We start from the raw sequence: 21048 nt of genomic DNA, 5'->3' as shown, positions 1-21048 counted from the left end.
CGGGGATACGCCGAAGAGGAGGTCCTACGCCAGGGAAGGCGTCGGTAGCGCCCAGGGAAGGGTTCACAGCGCCTCCTCGAAGGCGTATCACCGGAACAGCCCCGTCAGCGCATCCCCCCACTCCACAACCCACCGCGAGGTAGAGATGGACCGCTCCCTGATGCGCCCCACGGGCCTGGCCCGGATCCCCGACTTCCTGCGCCTGATGCGCCTCGACCGCCCCATCGGCACCTGGCTGCTGATGTGGCCCACCCTGTGGGCGCTGTGGGTAGCCGCCGAGGGCCTGCCGGAGCGCCACCTGCTGCTGATCTTCGTCGCCGGCGTCTACCTGATGCGCGCCGCCGGCTGCGTGGTCAACGACTACGCCGACCGCCACTTCGACGGCCACGTCAAGCGGACCCTGGATCGCCCCCTGGCCACCGGCCGCATCAGCGAAGGCGAGGCCCAGGCGCTGTTCCTGCTGCTGGTGCTCGCGGCCTTCGTGGTGGTGCTGTTCACCAACCTGTTCACGGTCCTGCTGTCGATCGGCGGCCTGATCCTGGCCTTCATCTACCCCTTCATGAAGCGCTACACCCACCTGCCCCAGCTCTTCCTGGGGGCCGCCTTCTCCTGGGCGATCCCCATGGCCTTCGGCGCGGTGCTCGGCCAGGTGCCCTTCGAGGCGTGGCTGCTGTTCGCCGCCAATGTGGTATGGACCGTGGCCTACGACACCCAGTACGCCATGGTCGACCGCGACGACGACCTGAAGATCGGCATCAAGTCCACCGCGGTGCTGTTCGGCGGCGCCGACCGCTTCATGATCGGCCTGCTGCAGCTGGTGACGCTGGCGCTTCTGGCCTGGGCCGGGGCACGGCTCGACCTGGGCGGTTTCTTCTGGCTGGGCCTGGCGGCCATGGCCGCCACCTTCGCCTGGCAGCACTGGCTGATCCGCGAACGCGAACGCGAGCCCTGCTTCCGGGCCTTCCTCAACAACTACTGGTCGGGGCTGCTGGTGTTCGCCGGCATCGCCCTGAGCCTGTGGCCGGGCATCCAGTAGGGCAGTGCTGTCACTCCAGTGTCATAATGGCGTGGTGCAATCGACATCGACCCGTCATTGACCCGAGGCTTCAGGATGACCGCCAAGACCGTACTGATTGTCGACGATGAAGCGCCGATCCGCGAGATGATCGCGATGGCGCTGGAGATGGCCGACTATCGTGTGCTCGAGGCGGACAACGCCCAGACCGCCCACGCCATGGTGGTGGACCACCAGCCCGACCTGCTGCTGCTCGACTGGATGATGCCCGGCACCAGCGGCATCGAGCTGGCGAGGCGCCTCAAGCGCGAGGAGACCACCGCCGAGCTGCCGATCATCATGCTCACCGCCAAGGGCGAGGAGGACAACAAGATCCAGGGGCTCGAGTCCGGCGCCGATGACTACATCACCAAGCCCTTCTCGCCCCGCGAGCTGGTGGCGCGCCTCAAGGCCGTGCTGCGCCGCGCCACACCGCGCGGCGTCGAGGATCCGGTGGAGGTGGAGGGACTGCTGCTCGACCCGGTCAGCCATCGGGTCAGCGCCGACGGCCAGGGGCTCGAGATGGGTCCCACCGAGTACCGCCTGTTGCAGTTCTTCATGACCCACCAGGAGCGCGCCTACACCCGCAGCCAGCTGCTGGACCAGGTGTGGGGCGGTAACGTCTACGTCGAGGAGCGTACCGTCGACGTGCATATCCGCCGCCTGCGCAAGGCGCTGGGCGAGCGCCACCAGCATCTGGTACAGACGGTGCGCGGCACCGGCTACCGGTTCTCCGCCAAGGCCTGATGTGAGGCTCTGGAAGCGCGAGCTGTGGCGTCTTCTTCTGCTGGCTGGCCTGGGCCTGGCGATCGGCTGGCCGCTGGGCGCACCGGGCGCCGGACTGTCCCTGGGCCTCGCGCTGTGCCTCGCCTACCACCTCCATCAGTTGCGCAGCCTTCACCATTGGCTGACCCATGACACCCAGGCGGAGCCGCCCTCGGCCGCGGGGCTGTGGGGCGACCTGATGGACCGCCTCTACCGCTATCAGAAGGGCCAGCGCATCACCCAGGGGCGGCTGCTCAGCACCCTGCGGCGTATCCAGGAGTCCTCCGAGGCGATGCGCGACAGCGTGGTGATGCTCGACCGCCATGGCGACATGGAGTGGTGGAACAGCGCTGCGGAGCAGATGCTGGGGCTGAAGGCGGCGCTGGATCGCGGTCACCACATCACCAACCTGCTGCGCGACCCACGCTTCGTCGACTACTTCCACCGTCGCGACTACCGCGAACCGCTGACCCTGCCCTCGCCCATCGACGAGCGCATGATCCTGCAGTTCCAGATCACCCTCTACGGTGACGACGAGCGCCTGCTGATGGCCCGCGATATCACCCGCCTGCACCGCCTGGAGGAGATGCGCCGCGACTTCGTGGCCAACGTCTCCCATGAGCTGCGCACGCCGCTCACGGTGCTCGCCGGCTACCTGGAGACCTATGCCGACCAGGCCGAGCTGCTCCCCCCCCGCCTGGGCCGCGGCCTCGCCAGCATGCAGGAGCAGACCACCCGCATGCAGAACCTGGTCGAGGACCTGCTGCTGCTGTCGCGACTGGAGATCGACCGCGGCGGCGCCGACCATGTGCCACTGGACATGGCCGCACTGCTGGAGAGCGTCAGACGCGACGCCGAGGCGCTCTCCGGCGGGCGCCATGTCATCACGGTGGAGCTCAAGGAGCCGCGGGCCCTGACGGGCAGCGAACAGGAGGTCCGCAGCGCCCTCTCCAACCTGGCCTTCAACGCCGTGCGCTATACCGCTGAGGGCAGCCATATCACCCTGAGCTGGCGCCCAGGCCCCGACCACGGCTCCTGCCTGGAGGTGATCGATGACGGCGAGGGCATCGATCCGGTGCATATCCCGCGCCTTACCGAGCGCTTCTACCGGGTCGACAAGGGGCGCAGCGCGGCGACCGGAGGTACCGGCCTGGGCCTGGCCATCGTCAAGCATGTGCTGCTGCGCCACGACGCCCATCTGGAGATCGACTCCCGACCCCACCAGGGAGCCACCTTCCGCTGCGTCTTCCCCGCCACCCGGCTGGCAACCGGCACCCACGCCGGCTGACGCCTCAGCCGCGGCGCGCCGGCAGGTTCCGGTAGTGGCCATCCCACATCAGCACTCCAGCAGCCACCGCCCCGGGCAGCAGGAAGAGGTTGGCCAGCGGGATCCAGGTGATCAGGGTGACCCCGCCACCGTAGCTCAGCGTCGGCCACCAGCGAGACTTCAGGCGGCGCCGCATGTCGGCGAAGCTCACCTTGTTGTTGTCCATGGGGTAATCGAGGTAGGTGATCGCCATCATCCAGGCCGAGAACAGCGCCCACAGCAGCGGTGCTGCCAGGTTGACCACCGGGATCCAGCTGATCACGAACAGTACCGCCATGCGCGGCAGGATGTAGGCGAGCTTGACCATCTCGCGGCCCAGGGCATCCACCGCGGTCTTGGCCAGGCCACGGTCGTCGAGGGGCGCCCGGCCGGTGGCGGCGATCTCCACCTTCTCGGCCAGGAAACCGTAGAAGGGCGCGGCGATGATATGGGTCACCAGGGTGAAGGTGAAGAACACCGCCAGCACCAGGCTGAGTACGAACAGTGGCCAGATCAGCCACTCCAGCCAGGCGAGCCAGCCGGGCACCATGGCCATCCAGTGGTCCAGCCAGCTGCCGAAGTTGGCCAGCACGAACCACAGCATGGCGACATAGACCAGCAGGTTCACGGCGATGGGAGCAAATACGTAGCGGCGCAGGCCGGCCCCGTAGACCAGACGGGTACCACGGGCCAGGGCCGTGAAGGCATCAAGCATTGCAGTTCCTTGCGAGAGCGACGACCAATGAAAGCAGGCCATCACCCTGTGGCGATGGCCTGCGCTATTGACGATGAATCGCTGCCCGAGGTCAATCCCTGCGCGAGATCGCCTCGGCGTCGAGGTCCTCGGGGTCGGTGTGGCGGATATCCATGCCCTTGACCAGGTAGACCACGTACTCGGCCAGGTTGTTGGCGTGGTCACCGATACGCTCCAGGGCACGCAGGATCCACATCAGGCTGAGCACCGGCGAGATCGAGCGCGCATCCTCCATCATGAAGGTCATCAGCGAACGCATGGCGCTCTGGTACTCGTTGTCGACCTGCTCATCCTCGTGGACCAGCTTGAGCGCCAGCTCGGTGTCGAAGCGGGCAAAGGAGGTCAGGGCGTCACGCACCATGCGCCGCACATGCTCGCTGATCATGCGCACCTCGACGAAGCCGCGGCTGCCGTTGTCGCCGTCGATCAGCTCGCAGGCGTTGCGGGCGATCTTGCTCGCCTCGTCGCCGATGCGCTCCAGGTCGGAGCCGGCACGGATCACCGCCAGCACCAGGCGCAGGTCGGAGGCGGTGGGCTGGCGGCGCGCCAGCACCTGGGTGCACTCCGCGTCGATCTTGATCTGCATATCGTTGACCGCGCGGTCATTCTCGACCACCTGGCGGCCCAGCGCAGAATCGCCCTCGAGCAGGGCAGTGACGGCGTCCTGAACCTGCTTCTCGACCAGCCCCCCCATCGCCATCAGGTGGGTCTTGAGCTCCTCGAGCTCCTGGTTGAACTGCCGGGAAATATGCTGGCTGTGGATATCGCTGCTGATGTCCATGGGACTCTCCTTGGGGCCGGACCGGTCAGATCATGCGCCCGGTAATGTAGTTCTCGGTGCGCCGCAGGCGCGGATTGGTGAATAACGTCTGAGTGGGGCCGTACTCCACCAGCTCACCCTGCTGCAGGAAGGCGGTGTAGTCGGAGACCCGGGCCGCCTGCTGCATGTTGTGGGTGACCAGCACCAGGCTGAGCTGCGACTTCAGGTTGCGGATCAGTTCCTCGATCTTCAGCGTCGAGATCGGATCCAGGGCCGAGGCCGGCTCGTCGAGCAGCAGCACCTCGGGCTGCACCGCCAGGGTCCGGGCGATCACCAGACGCTGCTGCTGGCCGCCGGAGAGGGTCCATGCCGAGGCGCGCAGGCGATCCTTCACCTCTTCCCACAGCGCCGCCGAGTGCAGGGCCCACTCGACGGTGTCGTCGATCTCGCGCCTGCGCATGCCGCCCTGCAGGCGCAGGCCGAATGCCACATTCTCGTAGATCGACATGGGGAAGGGATTGGGTGCCTGGAACACCATGCCCACCCGGCGCCGCAGCTCCGCCACATCCACCTGCGGGGCGTGAATATCCTGCCCTTCGAGGCGGATCTCGCCGCTCCGCACCACCTCATCGTTGAGGTCATGGAGCCGGTTGAGGGCCCGCAGCAGGGTCGACTTGCCGCACCCCGAGGGCCCGATGAAGGCCGTCACCCGATGCCGCGGAATACGCAGCGTGAGATCGCGCAGCGCCGGCTTCTCGCCATAGGCGAGGCTCAGGCCAGCGATCTCCAGGCTGCTCTCGGCGGCCGCGAAATCGATGATCGGCCCGCCGGCGGCGGATGACGAGGTGAAAACGGACACGAAACAGTCTCTCCCCGGGGCTCGCGCTACCAGCGCGACGGTGCCCCATGACGCGCCCTCAGATGATGACGCAGGAATATTGCAGTCAGGTTAAGCACCAGGATCACCAGCACCAGCAGCAACGCCGTGGCGAAGACCAGCGGTATGGCGGCCTGGACGTCATCACCGTGGAAGGCGGCATCATAGATGTGGTAGCCAAGATGCATGAACTTGCGCTCAAGATGCAGGAAGGGGAAGTCGCCGTCCACCGGCACCTGGGGAGCGAGCTTGGCCACGCCCACCAGCATCAGCGGCGCCACCTCGCCGGCGGCCCTGGCCACGGCCAGGATCATCCCGGTCAGCATGGCGGGCACGGTCATCGGCAGCACCACCCGGGTCAGCATCTCCATGCGCGTGGCCCCCAGGGCCAGGGCGCCCTCCCGTTGATGGTCGGGTACCCGGGCCAGCCCCTCCTCGGTGGCCACGATTACCACCGGCAGGGTCAGCAATGCCAGGGTCAGCGAGGCCCACAGCAGGCCGCCGGTGCCGAAGGTGGGCGACGGCAGTGACTCGGCGAAGAACCACTCGTCCAGGGTGCCGCCGATGCCATAGACGAACACCCCGAGCCCGAACACCCCATAGACGATGGAGGGGACCCCGGCCAGGTTGCGTACCCCGATGCGCACCAGCCGAGTGAGAGGCCCCTGGTGGGCCACCTCGTTGAGGTAGATCCCCGCCAGCACCCCGAAGGGGGTCACCACCAGCGACATCAGCAGCACCATCAGCACGGTGCCGAAGATTGCCGGCCATACCCCGCCGTCGCTGTTGGCGGCACGTGGCCCCTCGGAGAGGAAACGCCATACCCCCCCTGCCCAGGCGACCAGCTTGTCCGGCGACGACATGGCATTGGGGCGCCAGGCGCGCAGCACAGTGTCCAGGGGCTGCTCGATGCGGCGCCCGTCGACACTCTCCAGTATCAGGATGTCGTCACCCATGGCCGACTGGAGCTCGCGGATCCGTGCATTGGCCGCGGCCAGCGCCGCACGGGAATCCGCGTCGCCGAGGTTCCCGGCGTTGTCGAGGCGCCGGACCAGGGGCACCACCACATCGTCGCGCAGCCGGTCGCGCTCGTCGCGCAGGACGTCGAGTTCGGACAGCCGCGCCTGCAGGGCAGGCCAGGCCGCCTCGCCGGTGTGGTGCTCGCCGCCACCGGTGACAGCCACCAGCCGGCCGTGGAACTCTCCCCAGCGGCTGCGCTGCAGCACCACCAGTTCGGCGGGGTGGCGGATATCGGCGATGGCACTCACCTCGACCCAGCGCCAGCGATCGCCGTCCAGGTCGCGGTTGCCGGTAAAATAGAGCCGCTCACGCGTCTCCTCGCCGGGAATCTGCTCCTCGCGCACCGCCACCCCGGCGAAGGGCTGACCATCCTGGAGAGCCACCACGGCCACTTCGGCAGGCCAGAAGTGGCCCAGGCCACGGATCGCCAGCAGCAACAGCAGTGCCAGCAGCATCAACAGCGACAGCGCTACGCTGCCGGCGGCCAGCCATGGCCAGGGGCCTTCGCCACGCCGGCGCCACAGGGTCCTCATGTACCGCCCTCCAGCCGCCGGTAGCGGCGCCGCAGTCGAGTGCGCACCCCCTCGGCCAGGGTGTTGACCAGGAAGGTGAAGGCGAACAGCACCAGTGCCGCCAGGAACAGCAGCCGGTAGTGGGTGCCGCCGACGGCGGCCTCCGGCAGTTCGATGGCGATGGTGGCCGACAGCGAGCGCAACCCCTCCAGCGGGTTGAGGCTCATCAGGGCGGTATTACCGCTCGCCATCAGCACGATCATGGTCTCGCCCACCGCACGGCCGGCGCCGATCATGATCGCGCTGAAGATGCCTGGCGCGGCGGCGGGCAGCAGCACCTTCCATAGCGTCTGCCAGCGAGTGGCCCCCAGCGCCTGGGCCCCCTCGCCGAGGCTGTCGGGCACTCCGGCCAAGGCATCCTCGGCCAGGGCATAGATGCCGGGAATCACCGCGAAGCCCATGGCCAGGCCGACGACCATGGCATTGCGCGCCACATAGTCGAGGCCCAGGGTAGTGGCGAGCCAGCCGCGCAGGTCGCCGCCGACCAGCGTGGCCTCGGCCACTGGGGCCAGCCACAGGGTGGCGATTCCTACCAGCACCAGCCAGGGCATCAGCCAAAGCCCCGCCCAGCCGAGGGGCAAACGCTCCCTCAGGGGAACCGGCAGCAGTGCCCTGCCTCCTCCTGCCAGCAGTGCCCCGAGGGGCATCATCACCAGCAGCAGCAGGGCGGCGGCCAGATGACGCTCCACCCAGGGCGCCAGCAGCATGCCGGCGACGAAACCGATCACCACCCCGGGCAGCGCCTCCATCAGCTCCAGGGTGGGCTTCAGCCGGGCGCGCAGGCGACGCGGCATGTAGAGCGCCGAATGAATGGCGGCGCCCAGCGCCAGGGGCACCGCAAACAGCAGCGCCCAGAGCGCGGCCTTTAGGGTGCCCCAGACGAGCGGCGCCATGCCGAAGTGGGTGGTATCCCCCTCGACCAGCGGTTCGGGCCGCCAGCGATACTGGGGCTCGGCGAAACCCTCCACAGGCTGGGGACGCCACAGCTCACCGGTGCTCAGGGCATCGGCCCCCAGGAACAGCGGCACCACCTCCAGGGCCAGGAACACCCCGATGGCCAGCACCGAGACCACCACGCCGACGCCCCCCGCGGTAATCAGCAGGGTCGCCAGGCGGTCACGCACGCGGCGGCGTCGCAGACGCAGGGAGAGGGGAGGACGAGGATCTTTCATGACCACTCATGGGCGTTGGAGAAGGAGTGAAGGCACCACTTTACGACACTGTGGTGACAATCACGTGACAGCGCTACTCGACGGGCGGCAGCGAGTCCAGCCATTCGCGCTGCTCGGCCAGACGTTCCTCGGTCAGGACGACGAAGCCCTGCTCCTCCACCACTGTCTGTCCCAGCGGGGAGAATACCAGCTCGAGGAAGGCATGCTCCGGCCCTGGCAAGGCACCGCCGGGAGGCAGGTTAAGGTAGAGATAGAGGGAACGCGACAGCGAATAGTCGCCGCGGCGGACCGCCTGCGGCGTGGGCGAGGCGGCCTCGCCTGCCGCGTCGCGGCGTGGCAGCGCCTTGACGCCGGCGGTCAGGTGGTTGAGGCCGGCGAAGCCGATGGCCGAGGGCTCGGCTGCCACCGCGGCCACTACGGCCGCCGAACCGGGGTGCTCGTTGAGATCCACCCGGTAGCTGCCGCCACACAGCGCCCGCAGGCGGAAGAGGTCGTGGGTACCCGAGGCGACGTTGCGCCCATGCAGCACGATGCGATCGCCCGGCAGCTCGACTCCCAGCTGCGACCAGCGCTCGATGCTCTCCTCGGCACCGCAGCGGCGCGACTCGGAGAAGATGGCATCCAGCTCCCGCCGGGTGAGGCTCGCCAGCGGATTGTGGCGATGCACGATGACCGCCAGGGCATCGCGGGCAATCTCCAGCTCCACGGGAGGATAGCCGTGGCGTTCGATGAAGGCCTCGCGTTCGAACTCGTTCATGGGCCGCGACATGGGGCCCAGGCGCGTGGTACCTGCCGCCAGGGCGGCAGGGGCGCTGGCCGAGCCGCTGGCCTGGAGTTGCAGGCGAACGCCCGGGTGGCGTTCGGTCAGCAGTTCGCCCCAGCTCAGCATGAGCCCCGCCAGGGTATCCGAACCTACCGCGCCCAGGGGACCAACGACGTCGTCCGCCGGCAGCCGTGCCGCCATCAGGCTCAGCAGCCCGCCCAGCAGCAGCGCCGACCAGCGCCCTCGCCTGTGCCCTCGCCTGGGCCTGTCGATTACCGCCATTCAGCCTCCACCGATCGTTGCTTCTCCGGCACATGATACCCCATCGTACCCGACTGGCCGGACAGGGCTGGAGGGCGGACCGGGCTGGGTTTACCATGGGCCGCGGTCTCGCCCCCAATAACAAGCCAGGATGATGACACCTTCATGACAGACCTCGATGACAGCCCCCGTCCACGGGGCGAGCTCACCCTCAAGCTGCTGGCCAGTCGCCAGGACACCAACCTCCACGGCGATATCGCCGGCGGATGGCTGGTCGCCCATATGGATCAGGCCGCCGAGCTGGCCGCCGACCGGGAGGCCAATGGCCGCACCGCCACCGTGGCCATCGAGGCCATGGACTTCCTCTGCCCCGTGCGGGTCGGTTCCATGGTGAACATCTTCACCCGCTTGGTGGAGATCGGCCACAGCTCCATTCGCATCGACGTCGAGGTGTGGATCCGCCAACCCCATGAGCGCAACTCCGACGAGCTCCACAAGGTCACCGAGGCGCGCTTCGTGATGGTGGCCATGGATGACAAGGGACGCATCCGTGCGGTGCGGCGCGAGACATGAGCCGGCCGGCCACGAGCACAAACCGGACGAGCACAAACCAGAGGGGGCGCCATTCGGCGCCCCCGCTGTGTGTTACCTGACCGGCCCGGTCGCGATGAACGACTCGCTCAGGCACCGACCGCCTCGCGGGCCTTGAGGTAGGCGAACTCGCCGGCGTCGTTGGAGGGCCGCACCAGCTTCTGGAAGGCGACATAGGAGTCATGAACCCTCTTCGAATCCGGATCGCTCTCGACCTGCTCGGCGATCACCTCCTGGGAGGACTCGTAGAGCGCCTTCATCACATCCTCGGGGAAGGTGCGCAGCTCGACCCCATGCTCGTTGACCAGGGTATCCAGGGCCTGGGCATTGCGGAAGGTGAACTCGCTGATCATCGCCATATTGGCCGCACGGGCCGCCTCGGTCACCACCGCCTTGAGGTCATCGGGCAGGGCATTCCAGGCATCCAGGTTGACGGTTCCCTCGAGGATCGCACTGGGCTCGTTCCAGGCCGAGGTATAGTAGTAGTCGGCCACCTGGTGCAGGCCGAAGGCCAGGTCGTTGTAGGGGCTGACCCAGTCGGCGGCGTCCAGCACACCGGTCTGCATGGAGGTGAAGATCTCCGACCCCGGCATATTGACGGTGGTGACACCGATACGATTCATGGCCTCGCCGGCAAGGCCTGGCAGGCGTAGCTTGAGCCCCTGCAGGTCTTCCAGGGAATTGATCTCCTTCTTGAACCAGCCGCCGGGCTGGGTCGTGGTATTGCCTACCGGGAAGGGCTTGAGATTGTGCTTGGCATAGATCTCGTCCCACAGCTCCTGGCCGCCACCGTAATAGAGCCAGGCGTTGGTTTCCTGGGTCGTCATGCCGAAGGGCACGGCGGTAAAGAACTGCGACGCTGCCAGCTTTCCCCGCCAGTAGTAGGAAGCGGAGTGGCCCATCTCGGCGGTGCCGGCGGCCACGGCATCGAAGACCTCCAGGGCGGGAACCAGCTCACCGGCGCCGTGCACGCGAATGCGCATGCGGCCATTGGATAGGGTCTCGATGCGCTGGGCGAAGTCGTTGGCCCCAGTGCCGAGCGCGGGGAAGTTCTTGGGCCAGGAGGTGACCATGTCCCAGGTGATGGTCTCCTGGGCATTGGCGGTAGAAACGAAGGGGGCGGCGGCGATACCGGCGGCGCCGGCGCCTAGCGTCTTGATGCTGTTCTTGAGAAAGAGACGGCGTTGCATGCGGCATGACTCCGAAAGCTTATTATATAGGGCCACGGAACGAGACTTGGCCGTGGCAGTGTCCGCGGAACAGTATGCTCCAGGGCCGAACCCGCTCACAAGCTGCCCGCCTGTCGTGGACGTCAACGGAAGGTCATGCCGCCACAGCGATCACAGTGGCGTCAGCTTGGCGAAGCCCAGCACCAGCCACTTGTCCCCCTCGCCCTCGAAGCTGACCTGCACCCGCGCCCGGGGCCCCTCGCCCTCGGCGTTGAGGATCACCCCCTCGCCGAATACCGGATGGCGCACCCGCTGGCCCAGGGAGAGGGAGGGCAGGTCGTCGCCGCCGTTGACCTCGCTCTGGCGCAGTCCGGCAGGGCGCGAGGCGGTCACCGGCCGCGACACCTGACCGCGCAGGCGCACCTCCTCCAGGTACTCCTCGGGAATCTCGCGCAGGAAGCGCGAGGCGCGCTGGAAGGTCTCCTTGCCGTGAAGCCGGCGAATCTCGGCGTGGGTCAGGTAGAGCTTGTGCATGGCGCGGGTGAGGCCCACGTAGCAGAGGCGGCGCTCCTCCTCGAGGCGCCCCGGCTCCTCGACAGACATGCGGTGGGGGAAGAGCCCCTCCTCCACCCCGGCGATGAACACCACCGGGAACTCGAGCCCCTTGGCGGAGTGCAGGGTCATCAGCTGGACGCTGTCCTCGAACTCGTCGGCCTCGTGCTCGCCGGCGTTGAGCGCCGCCTCGGAGAGGAAGGCCTCCAGCGCCACCGCGCCCTCCCCGGCCTCGGGCGGGTCGAAGGATTCGCCCTGGGTGAAGGCCTTGGCCGCGGTGACCAGCTCCTCGAGGTTCTCGACCCGGGCCTGGCCCTTCTCGCCCCGCTCGTTGCGGTGGTGCTCGAGCAGGCCGGTACGCGCGATGACATGGTCGATGATCTCGTGCAGGGCGAGCCCTGCGCTGTCGTTATCCAGGGCGTCGATCAGGTCGGCGAAGACCTGCAGGGCGCTGCCGGCACGCCCCTTGAGGGAGCCATCGGCCAGGCCATCGTGAAGCGCCTGCCACAGCGAGACGCCGGCCTCCCGGGCACGCTGGCGCAGCAGCTCCACGGTACGGGTGCCGATACCCCGGGCCGGCACGTTGATCACCCGCTCCAGGGAGGCGTCGTCGTCGCGGTTGAGCAGCAGGCGCAGGTAGGCCAGGGCGTTCTTGATCTCCAGGCGCTCGTAGAAGCGATGGCCGCCGTAGATGCGATAGGGCACGCCCTGACGGATCAGGGTCTCCTCGATCACCCGCGACTGGGCGTTGGAGCGGTAGAGGATGGCGATCTCACGGCGATTGGTTCCCTCCTCGACCCGTTCACGCAGGGTATCGACGATGAAGCGCGCCTCGTCGAGGTCATTGAAGCCGCTGTAGACCGAGATCGGCTCGCCGCGCTCGCCGGCGGTCCATAGCGTCTTGCCCATGCGCTCGGCGTTGTGGCTGATCAGGGCGTTGGCGGCCTCGAGAATGGCGCTGGTGGAGCGGTAGTTCTGCTCCAGACGCACGGTCTTCGTGGCGGTGAACTCACGCTCGAAGCGGCGGATATTCTCCACCCGGGCGCCGCGCCAGCCATAGATCGACTGGTCATCATCCCCCACCACCGTCATCGGCGTGGTCATGCCGGTGAGCAGCTTGAGCCAGGCGTACTGCAGGGTGTTGGTGTCCTGGAACTCGTCCACCAGTACGTGGGCGAAGCGTTCCTGGTAGTGGGCCAGCAGGGCGGGATTGTCGCGCAGCAGCTCCAGGCTGCGCAGCAGCAGCTCGCCGAAGTCCACCAGGCCACCGCGCTCGCAGGTGAGCTGGTAGCGCTCGTAGAGCTCGACCATCTGACTCAGGTAGGCATCGCCGTGGACGTCCACCTGGTGGGGACGCAGCCCCTCCTCCTTGCAGCCGGAGATGAACGACTGCACCTGCCGCGGCGGGAAGCGCTCGTCGTCGACGTCGTTCTCCTTGATCAGCCGCTTGACCAGGCGTAGCTGGTCATCGGAGTCGATGATCTGGAAATGCTGGGGCAGGCGGGCATCCTGCCAGTGGGTGCGCAGCAGGCGATGGGCGATGGAGTGGAAGGTGCCCACCCAGACGTGGCGCAGCGAGAGGCCCAGCAGCGCTTCCAGGCGAGTGCGCATCTCGCGCGCCGCCTTGTTGGTGAATGTCACGGCCAGCACCGCGTAGGGGGAGAGCCCTTCGGCCTGCATCAGCCAGGCGATGCGATGCACCAGCACCCGGGTCTTGCCGGAGCCGGCCCCGGCCAGTACCAGCATGTTGCCCTGGGGGGCGCTGACCGCCTCACGCTGGGCGGCATTCAGGTGGTCGAGGATCGCCGTGACGTCGTCCATGGGAAGGCATCGCTGCTCGGAAAATGGGCGGATAGCTTAGCATACTGGCCCATTCAGAGCCGGAGCCGTAACAAACCGGAGGGAGTCGGAGCTGATCCGTCGACAAGCCTGCGAGGAGGCGCTGTGAACCCATCCCTGGGCGCTACCGACGCCATCCCTGGCGTAGGACCTCCTCTTCGGCTTGTCCCCGGCGCCCCTTGTTCTAGGGCTTCCCTTCCTGCTCCGGGAAGCGCAGCGGTGTCAGGCTCTTCTTCACTTCACGAAGCTGCTCGGCAAGTTTGGGGCCACGGGTCTTGGCCACGCCCACGGCGAGCACGTCGACCAGCACCAGGTGGGCGATGCGCGAGCTCATGGGGGTGTAGATCTCGGTGTCCTCGTGGACATCGATATACAGCGGCAGGGTGACCTCCTCGGCCAGCGGCGAGCCGCTGGGGCACAGCCCGATCACGGTAGCGCCGGCCTCCTTCGCCAGGCGCACGCTGGCCACCAGCGCCCGGGTACGCCCGGTCTGGGAGATCGCCACTACCACGTCGCCCTCCTTGAGGGTCACCGCCGACATGTTCTGCATGTGCGGGTCGGCATGAGCGGCGGTGGAGATCTGCAGGCGGAAAAACTTGTGCTGGGCATCGAAGGCCACCGCTCCGGAAGCCCCGAAGCCGTAGAACTCGACCCGGTTGGCCATGGCCAGGGCGTTGATCGCCTTGCTCAGCGCCTCGTTGTCGAGGCGGTCGCGCACCGACAACAGGGTGCCCACGGTGGAGTCGAAGATGCTCTGGGAAAATTCCGCCACCGAGTCGCTGTCGTTCATCGAGAACTGGGCGAACTGGCTGCCGGTGGCCAGCATCTGCGCCAGCTGGAGCTTGAAGTCCTGGAACCCGTTGCAGCCCAGCGCCCGGCAGAAGCGCACCACCGTAGGCTCGCTGACCTTGGCCTCGGTCGCCAGGTCGACGATGCGCATATGGATCACTTCCTCGGGGTTGCGCAGCACGAAGCGGGCCACCTTCTGCTCGGAGCGGCGGAAATGCTCCATGCGGCGTCTCATCTCATCGAACAGGGCACGACTCACGCGAAACTCCTTGGCTGGCCACCGCAGGGCGGCGACGGGGCGATCATGGTATCTGCCTACAGTATGCCCGAAGGCGATGCGGGATGGGCAGCGCGGCCTTTCGCGGGGAGCGTTGGCACAGCGTTGTGGAAGAACGCCCACGCCGTCATCATTCTGTCAAGTGAGGTATAGTAATAAATGCAGTGTCGCGTAGCGTCCAAGGAGAGTGTTTATCATGCACAAGGCCGAACGGTTGACCTCCCTGAAGAGCGAACTCCTCGACATCTTCATGAGCATGGAAGTCCAGGAACACGAACAGCGCAGCCGCACCGCCGCCCAGCGCCACCTGCGTGCCCGGCGCGGCATCGAATTGCATGACGAGTTCAAGCGGCTGTCGCGTGACATCGCCGAGTTGCCCGAAGACGAACTCGCCGAGGATGCCATGCACTGAGCCCCGATACGCGACGAGCCCCGCCAGGGCGGGGCTCGTCGGGGCATTCGCCCAGGTATCGCTGCGGCGTGCTAGATCAGGCCGTAGACGAATACCGCGATCACGCCGATCGGCGCCACCACCCGGGCGACGACCTGCCACAGCTGGGCCTGTACACCGGAGAGACCCAGTTCACCCAGCACGCTGTCACGATCGAGGCGCCAAGCCACGAACAGAATCGCTCCCAGGCCGGTCAGCGGCAGCATGAACTTGCTGGTCAGGGTATCCAGGAAGTCGAAGATGTTCAGGCCCACGATCGACAGTTCGCTCCAGACGTTGAATGACATCAGCGCGGCGATGCCCAGCGCCCAGACCGCCACGCCGGCCACCAGGGTGGCGGCCACGCGGGAGAGCGGGGTGCGCTCCTCGAGCAGTTCCACCGTCGGTTCCAGCAGCGAGATGGCCGAGGTCAGGGCGGCGAAGGTCAACAGCAGGAAGAACATCAGGCCGAGGATGGTGCCGCCTGCCATGTTGCCGAAGGCCAGCGGCAGGGTGACGAAGATCAATCCCGGCCCCTCGCCCGGGCTCAGGCCGTTGGCGAAGACGATGGGGAAGATCGCCATGCCGGCGAGCAGCGCGATGACGGTATCGAAGATGATCACGGTGCGGGCGGTGCCGATCAGGCTGACGTCCTCGCCCAGGTAGGAGCCGTAGGCCATCATTATGCCCATGCCCAGCGACAGGGTGAAGAAGGCCTGGCCCATGGCGGCCAGCACCACCTCGCCGCTGATGGCGCTCCAGTCGGGGCTGAACATGAAGGCCATGGCCTCGCCGAAATGCCCGGTGGTCATGCCGTAGATCACCAGGATTACCATCAGGATCACCAGCGCCGGCATCAGGGTGCGTACGGCGCCCTCCAGGCCCTTGGTCACGCCGCGGGCGACGATGAAGATCACCAGCGCCATGAAGGCGGTGTGCCACAGGGTCAGGGCGGTGGGGTTGGCCAGCAGGCCGCTGAACAGGGCGCCGATGCCGTCGGAATCCTGGCCGCTGAACTGGCCGGTGATCGAGCCCAGGGTATAGGAGAGCGACCAGCCGCCGATGACGCTGTAGAAGGAGAGGATCAGGAAGGCGGCGAGCACGCCGCTGGCGCCGACCACCGCCCAGGCCGGCATTCGACCACTCTTGCGGGCCAGGTCCAGCATGGAGTTGATCGGGTTCTCCTGGCCACGGCGGCCGATCAGCCACTCGGCGACCAGGATCGGCAGGCCCACCAGGGCCACACAGGCCAGATAGACGAGCACGAAGGCCGCGCCCCCGCTGTCACCCACCATGTAGGAGAAGCGCCAGATATTGCCCAGCCCCACCGCCGAACCGGTGGCTGCCAGAATGAAGGCCATCTTCGATGACCACTGTGCGTGGGAGAGTTTCGACATGTTTCACCCTGAGTGTACGTGTCGCCAACGGCCGGTCCGGCGCGATGGCGGCTTGTGCTTGTCATTGCCACGTCCAGGGCGCCCCGGGTCACGGGACACCGTCAAGAGTGGCAGGGATCCAGGCAGGATCGCTGCCGCGGCCTAAAACTATCCGATCAAACGCTCGATGGCCAGCGTCTTTGGGGCGCAACGCTTGCCCCCGGGAAGCCGGCCTAGGGGTCGAACAGGCTGGCCTGGGCCTCGCCGGGAAAGGCGGCCAGCGGCGGCAGTGACAGCCTCGCCGCCAGCCGTCCATGGAGGCGCCTGGCCAGCTGGGGAGCCTGGCGATTATCGGGAGTATGCACAAACAGGAAAGGGGTTTTCCCCTGATCTATCCACAGGCAGAGCCGCTCGATCCAGGCCTCGAAATAGCGCGCGTTGATCTCCCCATCGAGATGGCCGATGAAGCGCACCATGGGTCTATTTCCCGTGGAAAGTACGTGTAATGGGCGTCTCGGCTTCTCGTGCTGGGCCTGGAGCAGCCCGGCATGGTCACCGGCAGACGTCGAGAAGAGCGGCCGCACATCGAGCATCACGCGGTCGGCGCCATGAGTTATCAACAATCTGTTCAGGGCGACCTCGGCCCTCCCCTTGTGGAAGAATTCGCTGTGGCGAACCTCCACGGCGCAGGGAATTCCTGTCGGCCAGCGTGCCAGCAGGGCTTCCAGTTGCCCCAGTTCGGCGCCACCGAAATCCCGGGGCAGCTGAACCATCACCGGGCCCAGGCGATCGTGCAGCGGGGCCAGGGCCTCGAGAAAGGCGTCAAGGTCCGACTCGATACCGAGCAGCCGCCGCTCATGGGTCAGGGCGGCGGGCAGCTTGAAGCAGAAGCGGAACCCGGGCGGTACCTGACGGGCCCAGGAGGCCACCGTCTCGGTTCGCGGCGCCCCGCTATAGAAGGTGGTGTTGCCCTCCACGGCGGAGAATACCCGGGCGTACTCCTCCAGCCCGCCACCCCCCGACGGATAGAGGCCACCCCGCCAGTCGGCATTGGCCCACATGGGCAGCCCCAGGTGCAGGCGAGGCTCGGTTATCGGAGAGAAATAAAGTTTGACCAAAAAGGCAAGCTTTTTAGATTAATTCGTGAACAGCAAAAAATAAAGTTTGATCCGATTAGTGGCGGACGACTCACTACCGGCCATTTCAGTTTAAAATAAAGTTTGATTAAAAACACCACCCGAAAGAGCCCTAACGTTAGAAGCCTCAGAACAAAGCCAGCAGCTGATGCCGAAACATGCCATCAAAAGTCACATGCAACATGTCTGCTGATTTTGCTAACCCGCTTTTAGCCCCTTGATGAGCATTAGCACCATCTAATCCGGAAACATCAATGTCTCCGGGGGGTAAACATCACTGTAGAGAAGCTATATCAGATCGCAGCCAAGCTTGACTGCAGACCGGCACTTCTACTCCCTGATATCTGAATCTTTCTGTGCATCATTGTATTTCTGAGTGATTTTCTGAATGCCTCTCTGCAGGATGTCCACCCAAGATCGAAGAAATACATCGTTTTCTCGCGGAACACGTTGCCTGGTGATCTTGCCAGCCACCTCTGTATCCACTGACCGGTATCGTTTAGGATGATCGCAACGATGAAAAACTAGGCAATGTGTACGTAAGTCAGACTCTTTCCAAGTCACTCCACTGTCAGAAAATGACTGCACTATACGAGACACTGACTGCGTGGGCTCCCCTCGCACAATAGCCAGAAGTGTACTAACGGACTCTGGGTTAGCTTCTTCATGTACTAGCAAGCTCTCAACGTCAGCCTCCAAGATGCATATGGAAAGATCGTTACATCGAAGGCCTGCCAAGTAGTACTGTATGGGTCTGCCATCCTCTGTCCTTAGAATCTTTTTGCTACGTGTCTTTGGTAAAGGAAACTCGTAGCAGCAGATTGACCCAGTTAGCTCGTAGTCGTATTCATGAACCAAGATGTTGATGGCTTTTTCAAAGTTTGAAAAACGCCCTGTGGGTTCGCTCGCAATCAGTTCATCAGGCTGTTGTTCTTCTTCCGGATCAGCCTCCTGATTCAAGCGGAGGCTCAACTCTTGGGCATCGCCATCCAGCTCAGAAGGTCCTGCCCCCGTTGACTGTGAAATGCCTGCCTCTGCTTCGCGGGTCCCTGACCCTTCGGGTCTTGGTAGGCCACCATCAACTTCCGTCATGGGACCAGAAGGTATATTGAATTTCAAATTACCATCATCAACCTGGTGCATGCCCTCCGCCATACCTGGCACTGATGGTAAATCAAGCTCCGGATGTTCGTCTGTGGGTTTGCGTTTGCGTGACTTGCGGCTTTCATCAAGAGTCACTGGATAACGCAGTTTCGGGTGACGAAAAATGACTTTCTGCTGTAGGCAGAAATCTTCTACGTTGACTGTACGTATCTCGGATACTTTTTCAAGAAACGGGTCAACGCTATGGGCACACCTCATGACTGAGATTTGCCAGCCATGCATCGGCGGAGGTGAAAACCTGAACATCCATCTCTCTTCATCTGACATCACCCATTCTTGGTAGATACTACCGAAGGACTGCTTGGCTGACTGGGACAGAAAAAGCCATGATAAATGAGACTGAATTCGCTTATTGTGTAGCTGTGAGGCAGGAAAGTCAGCCATCTCTGTGAAACTCACTTCAATGACTTCATCACCACGGCCAATCCGAACCAATGAATCCATTCCATTTGGCCGAAGAGCACAGCGAATCAGATGAGGCGAATGGAAAAACAAAACCCGAGCCAGCTCTATACTGCGAATGAGGCAACTGCTGCCATCCATTGAATGAACTCTGTGCCAATACTCATGATCAAGGAGTACGGCTTCTTCGACCCTATCAATGCTGATTGATCGAGACTGGGAGTCCTTGGGAGGGATTCTCTTTTTATCTTTAAATTTGCTGCCCGGCACCAACATACCGATTACTTCAATAGGCACTGCCGTTAACGGATGATGCTCAAACTTAACATCCACTACCGCCTGTTGCCTAAGCCCAAGTAACTTGCGGGAATAGATCCCCCGAACAGCTTCAAGCTTGGAGTCTGCTGGAAACTTGCGCAATGCCCGACCAGCAGGCGATATGATCTCGGATAATTTGCCTTGCAGCTTTTCGACACCGCTCTTTACTGAGCCCAGCAAGGCGTTCAACTTCATACAGTTGGAATTCCTTTTTCTCTTCCATTAACCGAAGCACACAGCTCGCAAGACGACGCGTTTGGTACTCATCAACGGACTCAGCATAACGATTAAGAAGCAATCTACAAAGCGGCAAAAGATGAGATTTCATCCTAAAGGAGCTCTTCAGACCCATTTGGCGAAGATACCAAGCCTGTGATCGTCTCGGGCCGTCAATTTGATGCCGCAACGATCTCTCCAGGCGGCATATACGGCGTGCATAGTCACGATCACGAGCAGTCCAGTCGATATGATTACGTGGCTTCCTAGCCATCGCTGCAGGTTTGTTTTTCATCAACCACTCACGGTCATATCGATACAGCCACGAGTAGACTCTTGCCCCTTCGGCAGAAGATCTAATGCTTTTCAAAGATGATGCATCAGCGAGGAGCTGCCTCCATATTTCCCTGTACTCCTGGCGACTGTAATCAGCCCGGCTATTCTCATAATGCCTGCGCGCTAATGGCTCAGCAGGAAATGATGCTACTTGCTGAAACAGCCTTTCGAGATTCGTAGGCTGCTCAAACGCCTGTAATACAACCAAGTGCTGGAGATAATTGAAGGGTCGTCGGTGCGTTCTAAACATGGACAACAACCAGTTTGAGTCACCTGAAAGTTCGAGGCCCCATCTTTCAAGTTGCTGTTCCCCCCAGTAGCACAATACCTCGGAACGTATAGCATCATGATCAACGCGGCCGCCCAATACCAGACCCTTGTCCTTAACAATCTGACGGTAGAAACCCGTCCAATGGCCAGGAGTAACAAACGGATAATTCAAATCCAGGAGCTGCTTAATGCAGTCAGCAACCTGTACTAACCTTTGTTCAGCTGCAACCGCCAGCGAGCACTCTAGTCGGTATTGATGAGCTCCAACCAGCTCATGCCTCCGCTCTGACGGCATTGATATTTTGCTATCAACCAAAAGGCATTTATGATCTGGGCAGCATTCCACACCTGGGCACTGCAAGACACGAGACCAAACTGCAAAACCGTATTCTGCCCGCTGCTCATGCCAACACACGGGACAAACTCTGAAGGTATTTGTCCATTTTAGACGCGAAGCGTTGATACCCGAACGCAACATGCCAAAATTCATTCGTCCAGAGCAAAGGTCAGCAAGCAATTTGCTGTACTTTTCATGAGTAGAGAAAGGCCTGAATAGCGGAAGTAGTGAATGACGCTGAATGACTTCTGATGATGATATTGGCCAAATATGCCCTACATGCTCCAGAAGCATATCGATGTGCCCCTGCATCAACCCAGACGGAACTACATTTCGGGAGCCAAAGAGCAGCTTAAGTGCCACCTTGTCATCTTTAACGCCCAGTTGATGAACGCTTCGAGCTAGAACACTACCGAGTAGTTCGTCAGGTAAAGCCTTGGGGAAGTTTTGGAGAGACATTCTGAACACCGATACCAGACCAGTATTCAGAAGCATAGTTCGCCAGGGGGAAATCCGTAAAATTTCCCATCGGCATTCGTCAG

17 protein-coding genes are annotated in these 21048 nt (G+C 63.9%); 5 read left to right on the top strand and 12 right to left on the bottom strand.

The features are described from left to right. Nucleotides 1-145 precede the first annotated feature (145 nt). The 3 genes from ubiA (at nt 146) to phoR (ending at nt 3107) form a co-directional block, all read left to right on the top strand. Nucleotides 146-1036: a 4-hydroxybenzoate octaprenyltransferase gene (gene ubiA / locus LWH48_RS08210; RefSeq protein ID WP_161431885.1), complete on the top strand. Its 891-nt coding sequence runs from the start codon at nt 146-148 to the stop codon at nt 1034-1036. Nucleotides 1037-1111: 75 nt separating this feature from the next. Beyond that, entirely contained in the window at nt 1112-1801 is a 690-nt protein-coding gene (gene phoB / locus LWH48_RS08205; protein WP_161431886.1) for a phosphate regulon transcriptional regulator PhoB, read from the top strand. Nucleotide 1802: 1 nt separating this feature from the next. Continuing rightward, nucleotides 1803-3107 (top strand): phosphate regulon sensor histidine kinase PhoR, encoded by a 1305-nt coding sequence (gene phoR, locus LWH48_RS08200; RefSeq protein WP_232912190.1) that lies wholly within the window; start codon nt 1803-1805, stop codon nt 3105-3107. A gap of 4 nt (nt 3108-3111) precedes the next feature. Here phoR and cysZ read toward each other — a convergent pair whose 3' ends face one another. The 6 genes from cysZ to LWH48_RS08170 all read right to left on the bottom strand — a co-directional run bounded on the left by cysZ (nt 3112) and on the right by LWH48_RS08170 (nt 9325). Next, complete coding sequence (gene cysZ, locus LWH48_RS08195) at nt 3112-3840, bottom strand: sulfate transporter CysZ (RefSeq protein WP_232912189.1); 729 nt, start codon at nt 3838-3840, stop codon at nt 3112-3114. 91 nt (nt 3841-3931) lie between these two features. Beyond that, on the bottom strand, nt 3932-4660 hold the full coding sequence (phoU, locus tag LWH48_RS08190; RefSeq protein ID WP_161431889.1) for a phosphate signaling complex protein PhoU: 729 nt from the start codon (nt 4658-4660) through the stop codon (nt 3932-3934). A 25-nt stretch (nt 4661-4685) separates the two neighbouring features. After that, nucleotides 4686-5459 carry a phosphate ABC transporter ATP-binding protein PstB gene (gene pstB, locus LWH48_RS08185; protein ID WP_232912228.1) on the bottom strand — a complete coding sequence of 258 codons (774 nt, stop codon included), beginning with the start codon at nt 5457-5459 and terminating at the stop codon, nt 4686-4688. A 65-nt stretch (nt 5460-5524) separates the two neighbouring features. Continuing rightward, nucleotides 5525-7069, bottom strand: coding sequence for a phosphate ABC transporter permease PstA (gene pstA, locus LWH48_RS08180; RefSeq protein WP_232912188.1), 1545 nt, complete (start codon nt 7067-7069; stop codon nt 5525-5527). Further along, nucleotides 7066-8280, bottom strand: coding sequence for an ABC transporter permease subunit (locus LWH48_RS08175; protein ID WP_232912187.1), 1215 nt, complete (start codon nt 8278-8280; stop codon nt 7066-7068). The genes pstA and LWH48_RS08175 overlap by 4 nt, the downstream gene beginning before the upstream one ends. Nucleotides 8281-8353: 73 nt before the next feature. Beyond that, nucleotides 8354-9325, bottom strand: a complete 972-nt coding sequence (locus tag LWH48_RS08170; RefSeq protein WP_232912186.1) for a PstS family phosphate ABC transporter substrate-binding protein — start codon at nt 9323-9325, stop codon at nt 8354-8356. A gap of 144 nt (nt 9326-9469) precedes the next feature. On the opposite strand from LWH48_RS08170, the gene LWH48_RS08165 reads away from it, so the two are divergent. Next, the gene (locus tag LWH48_RS08165; protein ID WP_232912185.1) at nt 9470-9877 is read left to right on the top strand and encodes an acyl-CoA thioesterase; all 408 of its coding nucleotides are present in this window, start codon (nt 9470-9472) and stop codon (nt 9875-9877) included. A gap of 107 nt (nt 9878-9984) precedes the next feature. Here the strand turns inward: LWH48_RS08165 and LWH48_RS08160 are convergent, their stop codons facing one another. The 3 genes from LWH48_RS08160 to hexR all read right to left on the bottom strand — a co-directional run bounded on the left by LWH48_RS08160 (nt 9985) and on the right by hexR (nt 14503). After that, nucleotides 9985-11085 carry a TRAP transporter substrate-binding protein gene (locus tag LWH48_RS08160; RefSeq protein ID WP_232912184.1) on the bottom strand — a complete coding sequence of 367 codons (1101 nt, stop codon included), beginning with the start codon at nt 11083-11085 and terminating at the stop codon, nt 9985-9987. A gap of 150 nt (nt 11086-11235) precedes the next feature. Then, nucleotides 11236-13437, bottom strand: coding sequence for a DNA helicase II (uvrD, locus tag LWH48_RS08155; protein ID WP_232912183.1), 2202 nt, complete (start codon nt 13435-13437; stop codon nt 11236-11238). Between the two features lie 202 nt (nt 13438-13639). After that, the gene (gene hexR, locus LWH48_RS08150; RefSeq protein WP_232912182.1) at nt 13640-14503 is read right to left on the bottom strand and encodes a transcriptional regulator HexR; all 864 of its coding nucleotides are present in this window, start codon (nt 14501-14503) and stop codon (nt 13640-13642) included. A gap of 214 nt (nt 14504-14717) precedes the next feature. Here hexR and LWH48_RS08145 point away from each other — a divergent pair, with 214 nt between their 5' ends. After that, nucleotides 14718-14933, top strand: coding sequence for a PA3496 family putative envelope integrity protein (locus LWH48_RS08145; RefSeq protein ID WP_161431901.1), 216 nt, complete (start codon nt 14718-14720; stop codon nt 14931-14933). 71 nt (nt 14934-15004) lie between these two features. On the opposite strand, the gene LWH48_RS08140 is transcribed toward LWH48_RS08145, so the two are convergent. From LWH48_RS08140 to LWH48_RS08130, 3 genes are all read right to left on the bottom strand, one after another. After that, nucleotides 15005-16348, bottom strand: a complete 1344-nt coding sequence (locus tag LWH48_RS08140; RefSeq protein ID WP_232912181.1) for a sodium-dependent transporter — start codon at nt 16346-16348, stop codon at nt 15005-15007. A gap of 212 nt (nt 16349-16560) precedes the next feature. Further along, entirely contained in the window at nt 16561-17388 is an 828-nt protein-coding gene (locus LWH48_RS08135) for a DUF72 domain-containing protein (RefSeq protein ID WP_232912180.1), read from the bottom strand. A 2029-nt stretch (nt 17389-19417) separates the two neighbouring features. Continuing rightward, nucleotides 19418-20965 (bottom strand): TnsD family Tn7-like transposition protein, encoded by a 1548-nt coding sequence (locus LWH48_RS08130; protein WP_165374924.1) that lies wholly within the window; start codon nt 20963-20965, stop codon nt 19418-19420. Nucleotides 20966-21048: the final 83 nt, after the last annotated feature.

The organism is Halomonas sp. G15 (assembly GCF_021282295.1).
Taxonomy (GTDB): Bacteria; Pseudomonadota; Gammaproteobacteria; order Pseudomonadales; family Halomonadaceae; genus Halomonas; species Halomonas alimentaria.
The sequence above is the reverse complement of the archived record's forward strand: the minus strand, read 5'-3'. Positions and strand labels throughout refer to the sequence as shown.